This is a genomic window from Yoonia sp. BS5-3 (genome assembly GCF_038069655.2).
Lineage (GTDB): Bacteria > Pseudomonadota > Alphaproteobacteria > Rhodobacterales > Rhodobacteraceae > Yoonia > Yoonia phaeophyticola.
Genome location: NZ_CP150951.2, coordinates 168,592 through 186,027 on the forward strand (window position 1 = coordinate 168,592; position 17,436 = coordinate 186,027).

Here is a 17,436-nt window from a genome sequence, read left to right on the forward strand (position 1 = left end):
AGCGAATTGGCACCACCGTATTGATCGGTGGTGCTTTTATTGGACATTTGACCAAATGCACAACGAAAGCCACGCCTAAAATGAGCGGAAACATCGTCAAGTTTTTCAAGGTTTATCCACATGCGACGACGCCACTGATCGCTGATACGTCAGCCTTGGGCAACAACCCAACCGGAGCCTTTCAATACTGCGAACCCCTACGTAAGGCATCGGCATTCGGGTGGTATGTGTTTCCTGCAAAGCAGGCAGAGGTGATTTTTGACGGCACCGATCTTTACTATGCAGATGATGGGCAGTGGCAGCCGTTGCAAAACGTCACGTTGGGGCAAGAGTTTTTAGATGATTGGCAAAGCAAGGCACCCGAAGCCGCGAAGGGTTTTGCGCCATCATTTATGCAGGCGGCCTTTGTACCCGGCGTATTGCAGGTTTGGTCAGGCATTTTGGTTTCCACGAAAGAAGATTGGATCAGCCTTGTTCGTCCTGTTGCTAACGCGAATTTCTATGGAGCATTACAGTGTTACGATGGCGTGGTTGAGACCGACGCGTATGGACCTTGGCCGCTATTTATTAATGTCAGAGTGACCAAATCAGATGTTCCGATTATTCTGGACCCAAATAGGCCTTTGTTTCAACTACAGGTTTTGCCCCGCACGGCCTTTGAAGCGCAAACACGACAGGCCGATATTGCGGATGAGGAAGCTGTAGGCCTCGGACTGACTTCTGCAGAATGGGACGGGTTCACAGGAACAGTCCGAAAGGCCGATTTTCGCGAAAACAAGGGCCGACGCGTCGGGGAATACGCCATCAACGCCCGGAAGTCCGACAAAAACAAGCGATGATGCACTATGCGTATAGTTGGCGAATCGAAGCCCCCTATTTGCGCGGATGGCCTGTAAGCCGGATTCTGTCATAGGTGGCCGAAGCCACCCGAGATGACCATTCATCTAAGACGCCTGTTGCCAGACGCCCTCTAGCTGCCAACCCGGATCTGCTCGGGCTCAAGCCGCCCTGTCTTGCGACGCGCGATCCCTATTTGGCATTGCTCCCGGTGGGGCTTGCCGTGCCGCTTGCGTTGCCGCTCGCGCGGTGGGCTCTTACCCCACCGTTTCACCTTTACCTTGCATGCAAGGTAGTCTGTTCTCTGTGGCGCTTTCCCTGGGGTTGCCCCCGCCGGGTGTTACCCGGCACCGTGCTTTTTGGAGTCCGGACTTTCCTCGACATCACTGCCGCAGCCATCCAGCCATCCGCGCAGATGCGGCATTAGGCCCAAGTCGTGTTTAGGTCAACGGGGAAACGGCGAAAGAGGTTATACATCATGCCCGCATCGGTCGTATCAACAGGCCCCTTGGTCGATGGCCTAAACCGTAGCCGAAACACTTTCAGCAGCAGGTCTTCATCATCGGTGGCCGTATATCCGAATCCCCGCATCATCGAGACAAAGGCCGCATCGTCTTCGGCCGCCCAATTCTCTGGCCAGACCGCCAGCCCCTCGCGTGCCAATCGCCGCCAGTCAAAACGCGGGCCCGGATCGATTTTGCGCCCCGGGGCCATGTCCGAATGTCCGATCACCCGTTCCGGTCTGATATCCCAGCGCGCTTTGATCCCTCGCAGCAGATCTGTCAGCGCATCCATCTGCGCCGCCGCAAAGGGGCTGACCCCGTTATTGGCCAGTTCGATCCCGATTGAGCGGCTGTTGACGTCTGTCGTAGCCCCCCAGCGCCCCACACCTGCGTGCCAGGCGCGCAGGGCCTCTGGCACCAGTGACAAGACCTCGCCATCCTCGGCGATCAGATAGTGCGCTGATACTTCGGTGGCAGGATCACACAGCGTCTTGAGCGCGGCTTTGGCCGACGTCATGGCCGTGTAGTGGATCACAACCATATCAGGCCGCGCGCCATCCCGGCGGGGCCCGCAATTGGGTGAGGGGTGGCTGGTCAGTTTCAGTTTTGGAACGCCGCGATAAACGGGGCTGGATCCCATCCGCAGGCAAACCCATCCCCATCGGGGTCAATCCCCAGCCGGTCACGCTCTGGCCCGCCCCGCGACATGAAGTCCCGCTGCGCGTCATCGGGCGTGGCATACGCTGCACAGTTCCGCTGGAAACGGCTTTCGCCCGACAGGATTGACCGGCTGTACCATTCCTGCCCCTTCACGTTGGGCGCATTCAGCGCATACTCAACGATGTTCGGCCCTGTATTGCTAGGCCGTGATGGCAGTGCTGTTGGTTCGATTTGCTCGCGCGCCGCCGCTTGGGCTGCCCGTCGTTCCGCATCGCTTTCGATCGTTTCACGCCCAGAGACAGCGTCAAAGCTTTGCTCATCCGAGATCCCGGGATTGTCCGTCACCAAGGTTGGCGCGGCATTGGTGGGCGATGCATCAACCCCTAGCACCCGGTTTGGATCAAGGCTGGTATCGGTTCCGATGCCCGCAGCCGCCAATTCGCTTGATGGGATCGCCTGATCTGTCCCGGAGCTATCAATCGTGTTGATCTGCGGCGCGGGGACAATCGACTGGCTTTGCCCAGACAGCGCAGCCTCGCGCCGGGCCCGTTCGAGTTCGTAATTGGAAAAATCGTCGAACCCGACGCCCCGCGCTGGCGGCACGCGTGGCCCGCAAGCTGTCAGCGCAATGGCCGCAAAAGCGCAAAGAAAACCCGATTTTGTCACGTATCACCTGTCAGACTGCTGAACTCTTTTGACGATACTTACCACCACTTGCCCGGTTTGGCCACAAAACCTGCCGATTGCTCGAGGCTATAGGCCACGTTCAGCAAATCGGCCTCTTCCCAGGGCCGCCCGATCAGCTGTAGGCCCAGCGGGAGTCCTTGTTGATCCAGCCCCGTTGGTACTGCGATCCCGGGCAGACCTGCGAGGTTCACGGTGACCGTGAAGACATCGTTGAGGTACATTTCAATTGGGTCCATATCCTCGCCCAGCCCAAAGGCTGCTGACGGCGTGGCAGGCGTCAGGATCGCATCGACCCCATCCGCAAAGACCGTATCGAAGTCCTGTTTGATCAACGTGCGCACCCGTCGCGCCCGGTTGTAATAGGCGTCATAGAAACCTGCGGACAGCACATAGGTGCCAACCATGACCCGGCGCTGCACTTCCGGGCCGAACCCTTGGGCGCGTGTCTTTTCATACATCTCGGTGATGCCGTCACCCGCATCCAGCTTGGCCCGGTTGCCAAAGCGCACACCATCATAGCGTGCGAGGTTGGATGAGGCTTCGGCTGGGGCGATTACATAGTAAGCAGGCAGCGCGTATTTCGTGTGCGGCAGGCTGATGTCGACGATCTTAGCGCCCGCATCTTTCAGCATTGTGGTGCCGTCGGCCCAGAGCTTTTCGATGTCGCTGGGCATACCGTCCATCCGGTATTCTTTGGGAATGCCGATGGTTTTACCTTTGATGTCGCCGGTCAGCGCCGCCTCAAAATCCGGCACGGGCAGATCAGCGCTGGTGCTGTCTTTGGCGTCGTGTCCGCACATGGCCTGCAGCATGATCGCCGCATCGCGCACGTCTTTGGTCATTGGTCCCGCCTGATCCAGCGATGACGCAAAAGCCACGATCCCCCAACGCGAGACGCGTCCATAGGTCGGTTTTAGCCCAGTGATCCCCGTGAATGCCGCAGGCTGACGGATTGATCCGCCGGTGTCGGTTCCCGTTGCCGCGAGGCACAGATCAGCGGCCACCGCGCTTGCTGACCCGCCCGAAGACCCACCGGGCGTCAGTGCTTTGTCGCCCAGTTTCCAGGGGTTGACCGCATTACCATAAACGGAGGTTTCATTGGACGAGCCCATGGCAAATTCGTCCATGTTCAGCTTGCCCAGCATCACCGCCCCTGCATCAAACAGCTGGCTGGTCACGGTGGATTCGTATTCCGGCTTAAACCCTTCGAGGATGCCCGATGCCGCTTGCGAGGGTACACCTTTGGTGCAGAACAGATCCTTAATCCCCAGCGGGATGCCGCACATGGCGGGCGCATCGCCAGCTTTGATTCGCGTATCAGCGGCCTCGGCCTGCGCGGTCGCGATCTGGGGTGTGTTATGCACAAATGCGCCCAGCGCATCGGCCCCTTCAATGGCTGTCAGGCAAGCCTTGGTGATTTCGGCGCTTGTCGTTTCGCCTTTGCGCATGGCGTCACGGGCCTGCGCAATCGTCAGTTTTGTCAGATCAGTCATTATTCCACCACCTTCGGCACGGCAAAGAACCCTTCGCGGGCGTCGGGCGCGTTGGCCAGCACGGCCTCTTGTTGGCTGCCATCGGTAACGACGTCTTCACGCCGTTTCAGCCGCTGCGGTGTCACGGAGGTCATGGGTTCGACCCCTTCCACATCAACTTCGTTCAGTTGCTCGATGAACCCAAGGATCGCGTTGAATTCGCCCGCAAGCGCGGGCAAGGCATCATCTTCCACCTTGATGCGGGCCAGTTTGGCCACGCGGCGGGCGGTTTCGGTGTCGATCGACATGTGGGTAAATCTCCGGGTCTGTCTGTTGTCTCGCGTTTACAACCCAGCGCCCCGGCCCGCAAGCATATGCCTGCGGTAAACCGCGATCATCCAGCCCAGCATGACCGCATTCAGGCAATGCCAAAGAAAATGGGTGCCCAACGGAAGCTGCGCGCACCACAGCTCATCCACTGAGCGCAGCGTGATCGACAGGCACAATACCCCTGCCCCAATGGCAAAGCCGCGGGCCAGCCCGGTGCCTTTTGGCAGGAACGGCACATAGGCCAGAATCAGGATCGGGACCGTCCAGTAAAAGTTGGAGATCGCCAGAAAGGGCACACGGTTCAAAACCGGCACAGCGATATAGGCGTAAGGCAGGAACGCCAATGTCCCCAGCAGCGCCGCCCACCATGACCACCCCAGCACATCGCGGTTGATCACGAAGATATAGGCCAGAATGAAAAGCCCGATTGGCGCCACATCTGCCAGAAGCGCCCAGCCGGTGGCATGGGTGTGGAACAGGTAGCTGCCAGACCCGATTGCAAACAGGATCCCGCAAAGCACACGCGCCGATACCAGCCCGGCGGACCTGCGCCACATGATGACCGCTGCAATGATAAATGCCAGATTGGTCAGCGCATTGATCGGCTCGGACCAATAGGTGAAATCTGTTCGCTCACAATAGCCATCGAAATGATCGAACCAATGCATCGGTCGCTAACTTCCCCGCCGCTGCGTAAAGAAGGATTTCAAGAGCGCCTCGCAGGCTGTCGCATCAATATCGCTGTAGATTTCCGGCACATGATGACATTGCGCATGGCTGAAGATGCGCGGTCCTTGCCCAACCCCGCCGGATTTCGGATCAGACGCGCCATAATACAGCCGCCCGATACGCGCATTGCTGATGGCGGCCGCGCACATCGGGCAAGGCTCGAGCGTGACATAGAGATCGCAGCCAGTAAGCCGCTCTTGCCCCAGTGCCGCGCAGGCCGCGCGGATCGCAAGCATTTCGGCATGGGCCGTCGGATCGTTCAGCTCGCGCGTGCGGTTTCCTGCGCTGCCGATCACCTTTCCTGCATGGATAATCACGGCCCCCACGGGCACTTCGGACCTATGTGCTGCGGCCCGCGCCTCATTCAGGGCGATATCCATGTAAGATCGGAACTTCATGACCCAGTCATGCCTGCTGCCACATACTTGAGCAAGGCCTGTTAACCTGTCATCCACCCGTTCGCTTTATTTGTTTCTTTTCAATTAGATCACGAAAAGGACAACCGTTTTTGATGTGGTGCGTGCCAGCAGGCAAATCATTAACAAAAAATTAAGACCCTCAAAACATGTTAAGAAAGATGCGTTCCTCCTTTAACAAAACCGAATGGTCTGTTGTTGTCCTTGTCGGTACCCTGCTGGTGTGCCTGATTGCACTTGCTGGCCAGTCAAGCCGCGCGCGTGATGACGTCATTGAACGCGCTTTTGAGAATGCCGAGATCTTGGCCGATTTTTTCAGAATCACGCAGGAGCATTACACCGAGAGCATCAGCGGTGTTCCGGGCGTGCGGTTTACGATCTATCCCGATGCTGAACCTGATGCTTTGATGTATCCGGCGACGCTGGGCCGTCGTTATACCCAAAGCTTTAACCGCAACCACGCCGACACGCAGTTCAAAATCTACAGCAATTACCCGTTCGTAACCAGCTTAGGCAGCGAGTTAGACAATTTCGCCCAGCAGGCCCTAGATCAACTGCAATCAAGTGAAGACGCCCCAATACGCTATGTCGAAACCCTACCAGATAACCGGCGCCGCGTCCGCTACGCCGTTCCGATTGTCATGCAGGAAGGCTGTGTGAACTGCCATAACAGTAATCAATGGGAATTGGTCCGTCGCAACTGGGAGGTTGGTGATGTGCGCGGTGTGCGCGAGGTGTCGATCACCTTGATGCCCCCCGATTTGTACAGCCGCACCGAAGCCTCGTTGCTTCTGGTCCTGATGTTCAGCGCCAGCATTTTGGGTGTTTTTGTCGTATTCCCGGCTGTCCGCCGCGAAGTGAAACACCGCGTTCTGTTCCATGAGATGAGCATTCGTGCCGAACACGAGGCAAAAACAAACCTGGCCGCCGCAACAACCGATGCGTTGACCCAGATCGGCAATCGCCGCTTTTTCGACGCGGAAATCGCTGCCATGATCAAAGCCCATCGTGAGGCGGGCGATCCTTTGTCCCTGTTGATGCTGGATATCGACCATTTCAAAGAGGTGAATGATCAATTTGGCCATGATACCGGCGATTATGCGATCCAGGCCATTGCCAGAATTCTCAAAGACGTCACACGGCCTGTTGACCGTGTGGCCCGCTATGGCGGCGAGGAATTTGCGGTTTTGGTGACAGGGCTTGATGCCGATGGCGTGCTGTCCATCGCCGAGCGTATCAGGCGCAACATTGCCGCACATGATTTCAGCCATGCCGGACATGACATTCGCCTGACGATCAGTATTGGCGCAACGATGCTGCAGCCTGCCGATGAGGTGGACGCCTTTATCAAGCGAGCCGATACACTGTTGTATCGCGCCAAGGAAAGTGGCCGTGATCAGGTTTGCGGTGATTTCGCCACCGCTGCGCAATAGCGCCTTGGGGCGCCGTTAGCCGATCACCCCCTTGGTCAGAAGGATATTGCCGTAAAGCCGCCTTTCGCCGGTTTGCACAACCGCAAAAGCCGTTTTGGCCTTTGTGTAGAAAGCAAAACGTTCCAGCGATTGAATGGCCCTGGGCGCGTCGGCCACTGTGTTGATGATCTGTTGAAAATCCGCCACAGCCTCGGGGGTGGTCTGGGGCGCATCCACAACCTGCATACAAATCGCCGGATCGTCGCAATAGGTATCCAGCGGCATCACCGTTAATACCGCTTGCAAAAGCGCGCTTGCATTTGCCCCGTCGGCGCGCAGACAACGTGGCCCCAGCCCTTCGGCTGGAAAATTCGCATCAACGATTGCGATCATATCACCATGCCCCATCGCGCGCAGCACATATAAAAGATCGGGCGACAAAAGCGGGGGGATGTTGCGGAGCACGGAGCGGGCCTCTTGATCTGTCATCAGATCCCATAGTGCTAACAAGCCTGTCCACCAAAAGCCATTGCCGATCAGGATTGCGCCAGCGCCCCCTTGCCCTTACACGCGAGGTTATGACTGATACCCCTTCTGCGGGCGACCGCATTGCCAAGACCCTGTCCCGCGCGGGCATTGCAAGCCGCCGCGAAGCCGAGCGGATGATTGCCGCAGGCCGTGTGGCCGTAAATGGCAAGACCATCGACAGCCCCGCGCTAAATGTCACCGCCGCCGACCGGATTACCGTGGATGGCAAACAGGTGGGCGAGCCTGACCCCCCGCGGTTATGGCTTTATCACAAGCCTGCGGGCCTTGTGACAACCGAACGGGATGAAAAGGACCGCCCGACCGTTTTTGCCGCGCTCCCCGCAGATATGCCCCGGGTGATGTCTGTCGGACGCCTTGACCTGAATTCCGAAGGGCTGCTGCTGCTGACAAATGATGGCGGGGTGAAACGCAGGCTTGAGCTGCCCAGCACCGGCTGGCTGCGCCGGTACCGCGTTCGCATCAACGGATCGGTCAGCGAACAAAAGCTGGATTTGCTGCGTGCCGGTATCACCGTTGAAGGCATCAAGTATCAGCCCATGACCGTAACCTTTGACCGCCAGCAAGGGGCCAATGCCTGGCTGACCGTGTCATTGCGCGAGGGCAAGAATCGCGAAATTCGCCGGGCCATGTCCGAGATCGGTGTCACCGTGAACCGCCTGATCCGCGTCAGCTATGGCCCGTTTCAGCTGGCTGAACTTGCGGCGGGCGCCGTCGAAGAAATTAAACAGCGCGTCGTCCGCGATCAGCTGGGACTTTCGGATAAACCCAAGCCCATCCGGACCCGCAAACAGCCGCGCCGCCCCATAAGGGGGAAAAACCGTAGCAGTTGAACCTTGTTCTGTTACGTCCGTTGTGCATTCTTATAAAAAACTGACTTTCGGGGGACCCTGCATTGGCCGATTTGCTAACGCTTGAAAACGCAACCAACCTTATAATGCTGTGCTTTTTGCAGGCTGTTTTGGGGTTTGATAACCTTCTTTATATCTCAATTGAGAGCCAACGCGCCCCTGTGGCCCAGCAAAAGGCTGTGCGAACCTGGGGGATTATCATCGCCGTCGCGCTGCGTGTTGTCCTGCTTTTCACCATGATCCAGCTGATCGATGCCTTGGCCGAGCCGTTCTACGTCTTCGACTGGGTTGGCGTGATTGAGGGCGGCGTGAATTTTGCCACTGTTGTCTTTGTCTTCGGCGGTGTGTTCATCATGTACACTGCGGTCAAGGAAATCGCCCATATGCTATCCATGGACGATTTAGGCCATGATATTGCAGGTAAATCCGGCAAATCAGCGACACAGGTTGTGATCTTGATTGTTGTTATGAACTTGATTTTCTCGTTCGATAGTGTGCTTTCGGCCTTGGCGATTACCGATGTTTTCCCGATCCTGGCCGCAGCGATCATCCTGTCTGGCCTTGCCATGCTGCTGTTGGCCGATGGTGTGACCCGCTTTTTGGAAAAGAACCGCATGTATGAGGTTCTGGGCCTGTTTATCCTGCTGATCGTTGGTGTTGTTCTGCTGGGTGAGGCTGGCCCTGCCGCTGCCCATGCCGTTCATGATGACAGCTTGCAGATCAAAGTGTTCGGTCAGGACATTATTCCGATGTCCAAATCCACATTCTACTTCTCGGTCATCGTACTGGTCGCTGTCGAAATTATCCAATCTGGTTATAGCCGAAAACTTGCCGCCGAGCGCACTGCACGCCAGAAACATTCGTAAACCGGCCTTTCTTTACCTATCTTAATGGCAAAGAAAGTGAACGGAGTGACGGAATATGATGCGTTTGATCCTTATGCTGGCCTTTGTTGCCCTATTGGCCTTTGCCGCCATGGCAATGCTTGGCATGGTTCAAACCGTCATCCGAACGGCTGTTGGAAAGGACGAAGACATAATGCCTAACACCTTCAAGAAGGTTGCCTTTGGCGCGCTTGTCATCTTGCTGCTTGGTCTGAGCACCGGCCTGCTGGGAGGGCTGTAGGTTGGCCAAGCGCTTTGGTGGAAAATTCAGCCCCGGCGGGGTCGCAACGCCTGCATCGCAAGACGCACCGGCCATAAAGGCGCCGTCAGCCGCAACCGGCCTGTTGTTCCTGCCTGCGGTTATTTTGGTCTTTACCTCGCTTGGGGAAAGCCCCGCCTATCTGGTGCTGGGTCTGATCGGCGCTGGCATTTTGGCCACTGCCGCCTGGATGCTACGTGAAGGTCTGAAGGCCGAAGCCGCCTATGACGCCCGCAAGGTTGCCCGCCGTCCTGCCGTACCACGTAAAATGATGGCATCGTGCCTGACCGGCATCGGGGCCGCCTTGGCCGCTTATACCGGCGATAGCGGCATCATCGGCTCGGTCCTTTATGGGATTGCCGCCCTGGGCCTGCATGTTGCGGCCTTTGGCCTTGATCCAATGCGTGACAAACGCATGGAAGGCATCGACACCCGCCAACAAGACCGCGTTGCCCGTGTTGTTGATCAGGCCGAAGCCCATCTGGATGTCATGAAATCGCAGATTGAAGTCCTGAAAGATCGCAAGCTGACGGGCCGTGTCACCGCTTTTCAAGACGTCGCCCGGCGCATGATCCGCACCGTAGAAGAGGACCCCCGCGACCTGACCGCTGCCCGTAAATTTCTGGGCGTCTATCTGATGGGTGCCCGCGATGCGACGGTGAAGTTTGTGGATCTCTACGGCCGCAACAAGGCCGAAGACGCCCGCAGCAGCTATGAGGCGCTGCTGGATGATCTGGAACAAAACTTTGCCTCTAAGACCGAAAAGATGCTGCTGGATGACCGCAGCGATATGGATATCGAAATCAACGTGTTGCGCGACCGCTTGCAGCGCGAGGGCGTGAGCCTGAATATGAAAGGAAACGAATAATGTCTGACACGATCCGCCAAAAGGCTGAGGCGACATTGGCTGATGTCGAAAAAATCACCGCAGTCGTTTTGCCAGAGCCCAAGGGCGAGCTGGTCACGCTTGAGGCCGCAGATGCCCCAACCTCGGCCCAGATCACCAAACGTATGGCCGAGATTGATATCGAAGACACCAATTCGATTGTGGCTTTCGGATCGTCCGCCCAAGCCGAGTTGCAGGAAATTTCCCAGTCCATGCTGGCTGGCGTCCGCAATAAGGATGTGGGCCCTGCCGGTGACAGCCTGCGCAATATCGTCACCACGATCCGCGGATTTTCGATTTCCGAACTGGATGTTCGCCGCAAGCAAAGCTGGTGGGAAAAGCTGCTGGGCCGTGCCGCCCCGATGGCTAAATTTGCCGCCAAGTTTGAAGAGGTGCAGGGCCAGATCGATATGATCACCGATGATCTGCTACAGCATGAGCATGTGCTGCTGAAGGATATCGAAAGCCTTGATGTTCTCTATGACAAAACCCTGAGCTTTTATGATGAGCTGGGTCTTTATATCGCCGCAGGCGAGGCCAAAGTCGCCGAGCTCGATGCAAAAACCATCCCCGCAAAAGAAGCTGAAGTTGAAGCGGCTGCCGAGGATGAGGCCGTTATGAAAGCCCAAGAGCTGCGCGACATTCGTGCCGCCCGCGACGATCTGGAGCGCCGCGTCCACGATCTTAAACTGACCCGTCAGGTCACGATGCAATCCCTGCCTTCAATCCGGCTGGTTCAGGAAAATGACAAGTCGCTCGTCACCAAGATCAACTCGACCTTGGTGAACACTGTGCCCCTTTGGGAGACTCAGCTGGCGCAAGCCGTCACGATCCAGCGCTCATCCGAGGCCGCCGAAGCCGTACGCGATGCCAATGATCTGACCAATGAGTTGCTGCAGGCCAATGCCGAGAACCTGCGTCAGGCCAACCGCACGATCCGCGAGGAAATGGAACGCGGTGTCTTTGATATCGACGCTGTCAAAGCTGCCAATGAGAACCTGATCGCCACCATCAATGAAAGCCTTGAAATTGCCGATGAAGGCAAGCGCAAACGCGCCGAGGCCGAGGTTGAGCTGCAAAAGATGGAAGGCGAGCTGAAAGAAACGCTCGCCGCGGCCAAAGCCCGGGAAACTGGTTCAGGCGATACAATCGGCACCTCTGCTGATCGCTGATTGATGCGGTACGGGGGCAACATGCGGCGCGGCTTTTTGCTTGTCCTTGTGACGGGTCTCATGGCCTGCGATCAATTTGTTGCCCCCGCCCCCGCACCGCCGCCTCCGCCGATTGAAGACCCTGCCCCCGATCCTGAACCGGTTGTTCAGCCCCCCAGCCAGGTCAGCCGCGATCTGGCCCGCTATTACACCCGTTTGCAAAATGATCTGCTGACCCAAGATTTGATGCGCGGCGATGGCGGGGGCACGGATACCCCTTTTACGCCAACCATCCTGGCCCGTAATTTTGTCCGTATCGCCCTGTTTAACGAATATCGTGACGACAGCGATTTTTCCCGCCCCCAAGCGACAGTGTCGAAGCTGCGCCGATGGGATAAACCTATCCGCATGTCCATCGAATTCGGCAGTACGGTTCCGCTGGATCAACGCGCAATGGATGTGGCCAGCGTCAGCGCCTATGCCGCCCGCCTGTCCCGCGCAACCCGTGTTCCGATCACCCTGACGGATGAAGACCCCAATTTCCGTGTCCTTTTTCTGGGCGAGGATGACCGCCGCGCCTATGGCGACCGTCTGCGCGAGCTGATCCCGATGATCTCTGACGCGACGCTGAATGCATTTGTGAACCTGCCCCGCGACCAGCTTTGCGTTGTGATTGGCACCTTTGTGCCGGGCCAATCAAGCTATTCGCAGGCCATTGCCCTGATCCGCGCTGAACATCCCAACCTGATGCGCAGCGCCTGTATCCACGAAGAATTGGCCCAAGGCATGGGCCTTGCCAATGACAGCCCTGATGCCCGCCCATCGATTTTTAACGATGACGAAGAGTTTGCCCTGTTGACGGGCCATGATGAGCTGCTTTTGCGCATGCTCTATGATCCGAGGTTAGAAACAGGAATGAGCCCGGCCGCTGCAGCCCCGATTGCCCGCGAGATTGCCCGCGATTACCTGGCGGATGGATCTTCATGAAATGGATTGTCCCCCTGGTCGTCACCGCAATGCCTGCCAATGCAGAAAGCGCGCTGGAATGGCTGACCACCCGCAGCGCGCCCGCGATTGTCGCAGAAGCAGGCACTTGGACCACGCCATCCGGCATCGCCTATGCCATAGATCCTTTGACACTTTTCGGGGGTGATAACCCGATTGCGGATTTACCCCAGACAGCCGCCACGATCGTCGGGTTTCACCCGCTTGATGTCACAGATCGGGTCAGTCTGATGGCCTTGATCTGGTCAGATCAGCCTGTCCTTTGCGGGGATGATGTCGCGACTATTGGTGTCGATACCGGTCTTGCTGCTTTTGTGGGCCCATCCGATCTTCCTGTTTTGGAAAACTATGGCGCGCAATGGGAAACCCTTTATGCGGGTCCCTATGCCGAACAGATCGACGCATTCTACCCCGGACCCATCCTGATCGACCTGCCGGGCGCATCTGGTTTCCCCCTTTCCGGCAGCGGATGGGGCGATGGCGGTTATCCGGTGGCCACACTGAAAGACGCTGAAGGGCGCGTGACAGCGCTATATACACAATTTATCACAGCCGAAGGGGAAGACTGGCTCTTGCCATCGCCCTGTGCTGACGGCACATCCTAGACTGAAGGAGACAGCTCATGGGTATTTTTGATTTTCTGACGGGCGAATTTATCGACGTCATCCATTGGACCGACGATACACGCGACACAATGGTCTGGCGTTTTGAGCGCGAAGACCATGAGATCAAATATGGTGCCAAGCTGACCGTCCGCGAAGGCCAGTCCGCCGTTTTTGTCCATGAGGGCCAATTGGCTGATGTGTTCACCCCCGGGCTGTATATGCTTGAGACGAACAACATGCCGATCATGACCACGCTTCAGCATTGGCATCACGGCTTCCAAAGCCCTTTCAAGTCCGAGATTTATTTCGTTAACACCACACGGTTTGCCAATCTCAAATGGGGCACCAAAAACCCTATCATGCTGCGCGATCCTGAATTCGGCCCAACCCGCCTGCGCGCCTTTGGGACCTACACGATCAAGGTTGCCGATCCGGCGCTGTTCCTGCGCGAGATCGTTGGCACCGATGGTGAATTTACCAGCGACGAAATCAGCTTTCAGATCCGCAACATCATCGTGCAGGAGTTTTCGCGGGTGATCGCCAAATCTGGCATTCCCGTCCTGGATATGGCCGCAAATACTGCCGATGTCGGCAAGCTGATCGCAGATGCCATTGATCCTGTGATGCAGCAATACGGGCTTAGCGTGCCCGAGCTTTACATCGAGAATATCAGCCTACCCCCCGCTGTCGAAAAGGCATTGGATGAGCGTACATCCCGCGGTCTTGCAGGGAACCTGGACGACCATATGAAATGGAAAGCTGCCGAGGCGATGACCGCTGATGGGTCTGGCGCGAGCGATGCGATGGGTATGGGCATGGGCGCCGGTCTGGGCATGCAGATGGGCAATATGATGATGCAGCAATCCCCTGTAGCCCCGGCTGCGGCGCCCGTCGCGCCCCCCCGCCCCCGGTTGAACATGTTTGGCATATCGCCGATGCAGGTGAGGTCACGGGCCCATTCTCAAAAGCCGCGCTTGGCCGGATGGTTACGGATGGCAAATTGACCCGGGCCAGCATGGTCTGGACCCAGGGCCAGGATGGCTGGATGAAGGCCGAGGATGTCACCGAATTGGCCCATCTTTTCACCGTCATGCCCCCGCCACCCCCACCGCCTGGCGCATAAGCGGCGGCCATGGACGCACCTGCCTCACCTGCTGCCGAGCATCGGTTCCCCTGTGATGCTTGCGGATCGGACCTGCGCTTTGATCCGGGCGATCATCAGTTGATCTGTGATCACTGCGGTAATGTGCAGCCCATCGCAGAGGATGGCCCATGGACCGGTGCGATCAAAGAGTTGGATTTCAAGCGCGGCGTTGATCAAGAGCTTTCAAGCGCGGAAATCGAAGAAACCCGCGTGGTCACCTGCCCCAATTGTGGGGCACAGACCGAATTTGACAGCGACCTGCACGCCGCAGAATGCCCGTTTTGTGCAACCCCTGTCGTGACCGATACGGGCACGCACCGGCATATCAAGCCGCGCGGTCTGCTTCCGTTTGAGTTGGAAGAGGACCGCGCCCGCGATGCAGTGACCGATTGGTTGGGCCGTCTTTGGTTCGCCCCAAACGGATTGACCGAATATGCCCGCAAGGGTCGCAAGATGAACGGTATCTATGTGCCCTACTGGACCTTCGATGCCGATACCAAAAGTCGCTACACAGGCCAGCGCGGCACCCATTATTATGAAACCAAAACCGTCATGCGTGACGGCAAACGCCAAAAGGTCCGCGTGCGCAAAACCCGTTGGCGCAATGTCTCTGGGCGGGTGGCCCGCTTTTTCGATGACGTTCTGGTTCTGGCGTCCAAATCGCTGCCCAAACGCTACACGGATGGGCTCGAACCCTGGGATCTGTCCGCCCTTGAACCCTATAAGCCCGAATATCTGGCGGGTTTTCGCGCAGAGGGCTATCAGGTTGAACTGGTCGACGGTTTTGATGAGGCCCGCGCCTATATGGACCGGATGATCCGCCGCGATATCAAATATGATATCGGCGGGGATGATCAGCGGATTGGCTCGGTAAATACAGCGGTTTCAGACGTCACGTTCAAGCATATCCTGCTACCGGTTTGGCTGGCCGCGTACAAATACCGCGGCAAAACTTATCGCTTTGTCGTCAACGGTCGCACTGGCCGGGTCCAGGGCGAGCGGCCATATTCGGCATGGAAAATCGCGATTGCCGTTATATTGGGGCTAATCCTTGCGCTTGGCGCAGGATTTGTTATCGCTAACAGTCAATAATTTCTGGAGTTCTGCGATGATTCTGTGCTGCGGCGAAGCCCTGATTGACATGTTGCCCCGCCAAAGCGAAAGCGGCGAAAAATGCTTTGCCCCTCATCCAGGCGGATCGGTTTTCAACACCGCCGTTGCTTTGGGTCGTTTGGGGGCCCCGGCCCAGTTTTTTTCGGGCATCGCCACTGACCTTTTTGGAGATATGCTGCGCGCTCAACTAGATGCCTCTGGCGTTGACAGCAGCCCCTCTGCACTTTGCCATCGCCCCTGCACATTGGCCTTTGTCACATTGACGGACGGTCATGCCTCTTACGCGTTTTACGATGAGAATACGGCGGGCCGGATGCTCTCGCCACGCGATCTGCCCGAAGAGACCCCGCAAGCTTTGTTCTTTGGCGGCATCAGCCTGGTGGTTGAGCCTTGCGGCGCGGCGTATGAGACGCTGATGCTGCGCGAGGCCCCTCATAAGCTGACAATGGTTGATCCCAATATTCGGCCCGATTTCGTCAAAGACGAAACCGCCTATCGCGCCCGCCTGACCCGGATGTTGGCGGCGGCTGATATTATCAAGACCTCTGATGAGGATCTGGAATGGATCACCGGCGGCACCGATGTCGCAACCCTGTTTGAGAATAGCAGCACGCAGGTTGTCCTGCTCACGCGTGGCAGTGCAGGTGTGACTGTTTACACCCCGCAAGGCTCATTTGATGTACCTGCCGTAAAGGCCGACGTTGTGGACACGGTTGGTGCTGGCGATACCTTTAGCGCTGGTTTTCTTGCGCAGATGGAACGGTCTGGCCATTTGACCAAAGAAACGCTTGGCGATGCTGCCGATGATGATCTGCGCGCAGCAGCCGCTTTTGGCGCGAAAGTCGCTGCGATCACTGTCAGCCGTGCGGGGGCCAACCCGCCTTGGGCCTTTGAATTGTGAGAGCGCTTTTACAGCGCGTCACCGAGGCTGCGGTCCGCGTTGATGGCGAGGTCATCGGCGAAATTGGCCAGGGCCTGCTAATCCTAGTTTGTGCCATGCAGGGTGACGGCTCTGCTCAATCAGCCGCATTGGCCGCCAAGATCAGCAAGTTACGTATTTTTGCGGATGACGCGGGCAAAATGAACCTGTCGCTGCGCGATATCGGCGGGCAGGCCTTGATCATTAGCCAGTTTACCCTGGCCGCGGACACCGCCCGCGGCAACCGCCCAGGGTTTTCGCAAGCCGCAAATCCGCAAGATGGGCGCGCCCTTTATGAGACATTTATCGCAGATATGGCCGCGCTTGGGATCAAAACCGCGACCGGTCGGTTTGGCGCCGATATGGCTGTGTCACTGGTGAATGATGGCCCGGTCACGATCTGGCTGGACCAATAGCCTGCTCAGCACTGTTTGCCGACAACCAGCACCCAATAAGGCCCTTTGGGTCCTTGCGTGATCCCAATACCAAATTCTTCGATCCGGGGATGCATCATGTTGCGCCGGTGCCCTGCCGAGTTCATCCAGCCTGTGATGATCTGAGCGGGCTGCGGGTAACCCCAGGCGATGTTTTCGGCCACGATGCAATCATCATAGCCCGCCGCACGCACCCGTCGTTGCGAATTTGATCCGTCCGATCCACGATGATCGAAAAAATCATGCACCTGCATATCGCAGGCATGTACCATCGCCGCCTGACCCAGCCGTCGATTGAAACGCAAAGGTGCCTCACCCGCTGCCCGGCGGTTCGCATTGACGCCTGCTGCAATTTCGGTCGCCAACGCATTTACATTGTCAGGTGCCACGCAATCCCGGGTCGCGGCTGACCCGGTGGTTGCAAGAAGACTTAGCGCCAAAGCAGCTGCGAAACGGATCAAACATGTCATGCCGGTGTCCCTTTTTCCGGTATTCATATGATACGGTTTCGCCTCTGATCGGGGCAACGCTATGGCGCGCGCCGGACGTTGTAGCGGCAATTACGTGCCCAACCTGCGCAATTCACCGCCAAT

General features: G+C 57.4%; 20 protein-coding genes, 1 other RNA gene and 1 pseudogene. 13 read left to right on the top strand and 9 right to left on the bottom strand.

Annotation, left to right across the window (positions count from 1 at the left end):
- Positions 1-20 precede the first annotated feature (20 nt).
- A complete protein-coding gene (locus AABB29_RS00825) occupies positions 21-839 on the top strand; it encodes a DUF6065 family protein (protein WP_341368745.1) in 819 nt (272 codons plus the stop codon).
- 38 nt (positions 840-877) lie between these two features.
- On the opposite strand, the gene rnpB is transcribed toward AABB29_RS00825, so the two are convergent.
- The 7 genes from rnpB to AABB29_RS00860 all read right to left on the bottom strand — a co-directional run bounded on the left by rnpB (position 878) and on the right by AABB29_RS00860 (position 5,616).
- Positions 878-1,248, bottom strand: an RNA gene (rnpB, locus tag AABB29_RS00830) — RNase P RNA component class A.
- A gap of 12 nt (positions 1,249-1,260) precedes the next feature.
- Positions 1,261-1,881, bottom strand: coding sequence for an N-acetylmuramoyl-L-alanine amidase (locus AABB29_RS00835; RefSeq protein WP_341369033.1), 621 nt, complete (start codon positions 1,879-1,881; stop codon positions 1,261-1,263).
- 59 nt (positions 1,882-1,940) lie between these two features.
- Entirely contained in the window at positions 1,941-2,666 is a 726-nt protein-coding gene (locus tag AABB29_RS00840; protein ID WP_341368744.1) for a hypothetical protein, read from the bottom strand.
- A gap of 38 nt (positions 2,667-2,704) precedes the next feature.
- Positions 2,705-4,180: an Asp-tRNA(Asn)/Glu-tRNA(Gln) amidotransferase subunit GatA gene (gene gatA, locus AABB29_RS00845; RefSeq protein WP_373636717.1), complete on the bottom strand. Its 1,476-nt coding sequence runs from the start codon at positions 4,178-4,180 to the stop codon at positions 2,705-2,707.
- Positions 4,180-4,467: an Asp-tRNA(Asn)/Glu-tRNA(Gln) amidotransferase subunit GatC gene (gatC, locus tag AABB29_RS00850; RefSeq protein WP_341368743.1), complete on the bottom strand. Its 288-nt coding sequence runs from the start codon at positions 4,465-4,467 to the stop codon at positions 4,180-4,182. Before gatC ends, gatA begins: the two co-directional genes overlap by 1 nt.
- Positions 4,468-4,503: 36 nt before the next feature.
- On the bottom strand, positions 4,504-5,157 hold the full coding sequence (locus tag AABB29_RS00855; protein WP_341368742.1) for a hypothetical protein: 654 nt from the start codon (positions 5,155-5,157) through the stop codon (positions 4,504-4,506).
- A gap of 6 nt (positions 5,158-5,163) precedes the next feature.
- Positions 5,164-5,616: a nucleoside deaminase gene (locus AABB29_RS00860; RefSeq protein ID WP_341368741.1), complete on the bottom strand. Its 453-nt coding sequence runs from the start codon at positions 5,614-5,616 to the stop codon at positions 5,164-5,166.
- Positions 5,617-5,795: 179 nt separating this feature from the next.
- Between AABB29_RS00860 and AABB29_RS00865 the strand changes: the two genes are divergently transcribed.
- On the top strand, positions 5,796-7,067 hold the full coding sequence (locus AABB29_RS00865) for a diguanylate cyclase (RefSeq protein WP_341368740.1): 1,272 nt from the start codon (positions 5,796-5,798) through the stop codon (positions 7,065-7,067).
- 15 nt (positions 7,068-7,082) lie between these two features.
- Here the strand turns inward: AABB29_RS00865 and AABB29_RS00870 are convergent, their stop codons facing one another.
- The gene (locus AABB29_RS00870; RefSeq protein WP_341368739.1) at positions 7,083-7,535 is read right to left on the bottom strand and encodes an RbsD/FucU domain-containing protein; all 453 of its coding nucleotides are present in this window, start codon (positions 7,533-7,535) and stop codon (positions 7,083-7,085) included.
- 89 nt (positions 7,536-7,624) lie between these two features.
- Here AABB29_RS00870 and AABB29_RS00875 point away from each other — a divergent pair, with 89 nt between their 5' ends.
- The 11 genes and pseudogenes from AABB29_RS00875 to dtd all read left to right on the top strand — a co-directional run bounded on the left by AABB29_RS00875 (position 7,625) and on the right by dtd (position 16,825).
- Positions 7,625-8,425 (top strand): pseudouridine synthase, encoded by an 801-nt coding sequence (locus tag AABB29_RS00875; RefSeq protein WP_373636718.1) that lies wholly within the window; start codon positions 7,625-7,627, stop codon positions 8,423-8,425.
- 62 nt (positions 8,426-8,487) lie between these two features.
- Positions 8,488-9,309, top strand: coding sequence for a tellurium resistance protein TerC (locus AABB29_RS00880; RefSeq protein ID WP_341368738.1), 822 nt, complete (start codon positions 8,488-8,490; stop codon positions 9,307-9,309).
- Between the two features lie 55 nt (positions 9,310-9,364).
- Positions 9,365-9,568, top strand: coding sequence for a hypothetical protein (locus AABB29_RS00885; protein WP_341368737.1), 204 nt, complete (start codon positions 9,365-9,367; stop codon positions 9,566-9,568).
- Between the two features lies 1 nt (position 9,569).
- On the top strand, positions 9,570-10,454 hold the full coding sequence (locus AABB29_RS00890) for a 5-bromo-4-chloroindolyl phosphate hydrolysis family protein (RefSeq protein WP_341368736.1): 885 nt from the start codon (positions 9,570-9,572) through the stop codon (positions 10,452-10,454).
- On the top strand, positions 10,454-11,644 hold the full coding sequence (locus AABB29_RS00895; protein WP_341368735.1) for a toxic anion resistance protein: 1,191 nt from the start codon (positions 10,454-10,456) through the stop codon (positions 11,642-11,644). Before AABB29_RS00890 ends, AABB29_RS00895 begins: the two co-directional genes overlap by 1 nt.
- Positions 11,645-11,665: 21 nt before the next feature.
- Entirely contained in the window at positions 11,666-12,610 is a 945-nt protein-coding gene (locus tag AABB29_RS00900) for a DUF2927 domain-containing protein (RefSeq protein ID WP_341368734.1), read from the top strand.
- Complete coding sequence (locus tag AABB29_RS00905) at positions 12,607-13,233, top strand: hypothetical protein (protein WP_373636719.1); 627 nt, start codon at positions 12,607-12,609, stop codon at positions 13,231-13,233. The genes AABB29_RS00900 and AABB29_RS00905 overlap by 4 nt, the downstream gene beginning before the upstream one ends.
- A 17-nt stretch (positions 13,234-13,250) precedes the next feature.
- Positions 13,251-14,356, top strand: a pseudogene (locus AABB29_RS00910) (SPFH domain-containing protein).
- A 9-nt stretch (positions 14,357-14,365) separates the two neighbouring features.
- Positions 14,366-15,469, top strand: coding sequence for a TFIIB-type zinc finger domain-containing protein (locus AABB29_RS00915; protein ID WP_341368732.1), 1,104 nt, complete (start codon positions 14,366-14,368; stop codon positions 15,467-15,469).
- Positions 15,470-15,485: 16 nt separating this feature from the next.
- Positions 15,486-16,391, top strand: coding sequence for a carbohydrate kinase (locus tag AABB29_RS00920; RefSeq protein WP_373636720.1), 906 nt, complete (start codon positions 15,486-15,488; stop codon positions 16,389-16,391).
- Positions 16,388-16,825, top strand: a complete 438-nt coding sequence (gene dtd, locus AABB29_RS00925; protein ID WP_341368731.1) for a D-aminoacyl-tRNA deacylase — start codon at positions 16,388-16,390, stop codon at positions 16,823-16,825. Before AABB29_RS00920 ends, dtd begins: the two co-directional genes overlap by 4 nt.
- A 5-nt stretch (positions 16,826-16,830) precedes the next feature.
- Here dtd and AABB29_RS00930 read toward each other — a convergent pair whose 3' ends face one another.
- Positions 16,831-17,313: a CAP domain-containing protein gene (locus AABB29_RS00930; RefSeq protein ID WP_341368730.1), complete on the bottom strand. Its 483-nt coding sequence runs from the start codon at positions 17,311-17,313 to the stop codon at positions 16,831-16,833.
- Positions 17,314-17,436 lie beyond the last annotated feature (123 nt).

Excerpts from the sequence above, each read along its gene's own strand:
- AABB29_RS00900 (WP_341368734.1), top strand. The coding sequence starts at position 11,666 with ATGCGGCGCGGCTTTTTGCTTGTCCTTGTGACGGGTCTCATGGCCTGC.
- AABB29_RS00905 (WP_373636719.1), top strand. The coding sequence starts at position 12,607 with ATGAAATGGATTGTCCCCCTGGTCGTCACCGCAATGCCTGCCAATGCA.
- AABB29_RS00915 (WP_341368732.1), top strand. The coding sequence starts at position 14,366 with ATGGACGCACCTGCCTCACCTGCTGCCGAGCATCGGTTCCCCTGTGAT.
- AABB29_RS00920 (WP_373636720.1), top strand. The coding sequence starts at position 15,486 with ATGATTCTGTGCTGCGGCGAAGCCCTGATTGACATGTTGCCCCGCCAA.
- gatC (WP_341368743.1), bottom strand. The coding sequence starts at position 4,467 with ATGTCGATCGACACCGAAACCGCCCGCCGCGTGGCCAAACTGGCCCGC.
- AABB29_RS00835 (WP_341369033.1), bottom strand. The coding sequence starts at position 1,881 with ATGGTTGTGATCCACTACACGGCCATGACGTCGGCCAAAGCCGCGCTC.
- AABB29_RS00855 (WP_341368742.1), bottom strand. The coding sequence starts at position 5,157 with ATGCATTGGTTCGATCATTTCGATGGCTATTGTGAGCGAACAGATTTC.
- AABB29_RS00875 (WP_373636718.1), top strand. The coding sequence starts at position 7,625 with ATGACTGATACCCCTTCTGCGGGCGACCGCATTGCCAAGACCCTGTCC.
- AABB29_RS00885 (WP_341368737.1), top strand. The coding sequence starts at position 9,365 with ATGATGCGTTTGATCCTTATGCTGGCCTTTGTTGCCCTATTGGCCTTT.
- AABB29_RS00870 (WP_341368739.1), bottom strand. The coding sequence starts at position 7,535 with ATGACAGATCAAGAGGCCCGCTCCGTGCTCCGCAACATCCCCCCGCTT.
- gatA (WP_373636717.1), bottom strand. The coding sequence starts at position 4,180 with ATGACTGATCTGACAAAACTGACGATTGCGCAGGCCCGTGACGCCATG.
- AABB29_RS00930 (WP_341368730.1), bottom strand. The coding sequence starts at position 17,313 with ATGACATGTTTGATCCGTTTCGCAGCTGCTTTGGCGCTAAGTCTTCTT.
- AABB29_RS00860 (WP_341368741.1), bottom strand. The coding sequence starts at position 5,616 with ATGAAGTTCCGATCTTACATGGATATCGCCCTGAATGAGGCGCGGGCC.
- AABB29_RS00895 (WP_341368735.1), top strand. The coding sequence starts at position 10,454 with ATGTCTGACACGATCCGCCAAAAGGCTGAGGCGACATTGGCTGATGTC.
- AABB29_RS00865 (WP_341368740.1), top strand. The coding sequence starts at position 5,796 with ATGCGTTCCTCCTTTAACAAAACCGAATGGTCTGTTGTTGTCCTTGTC.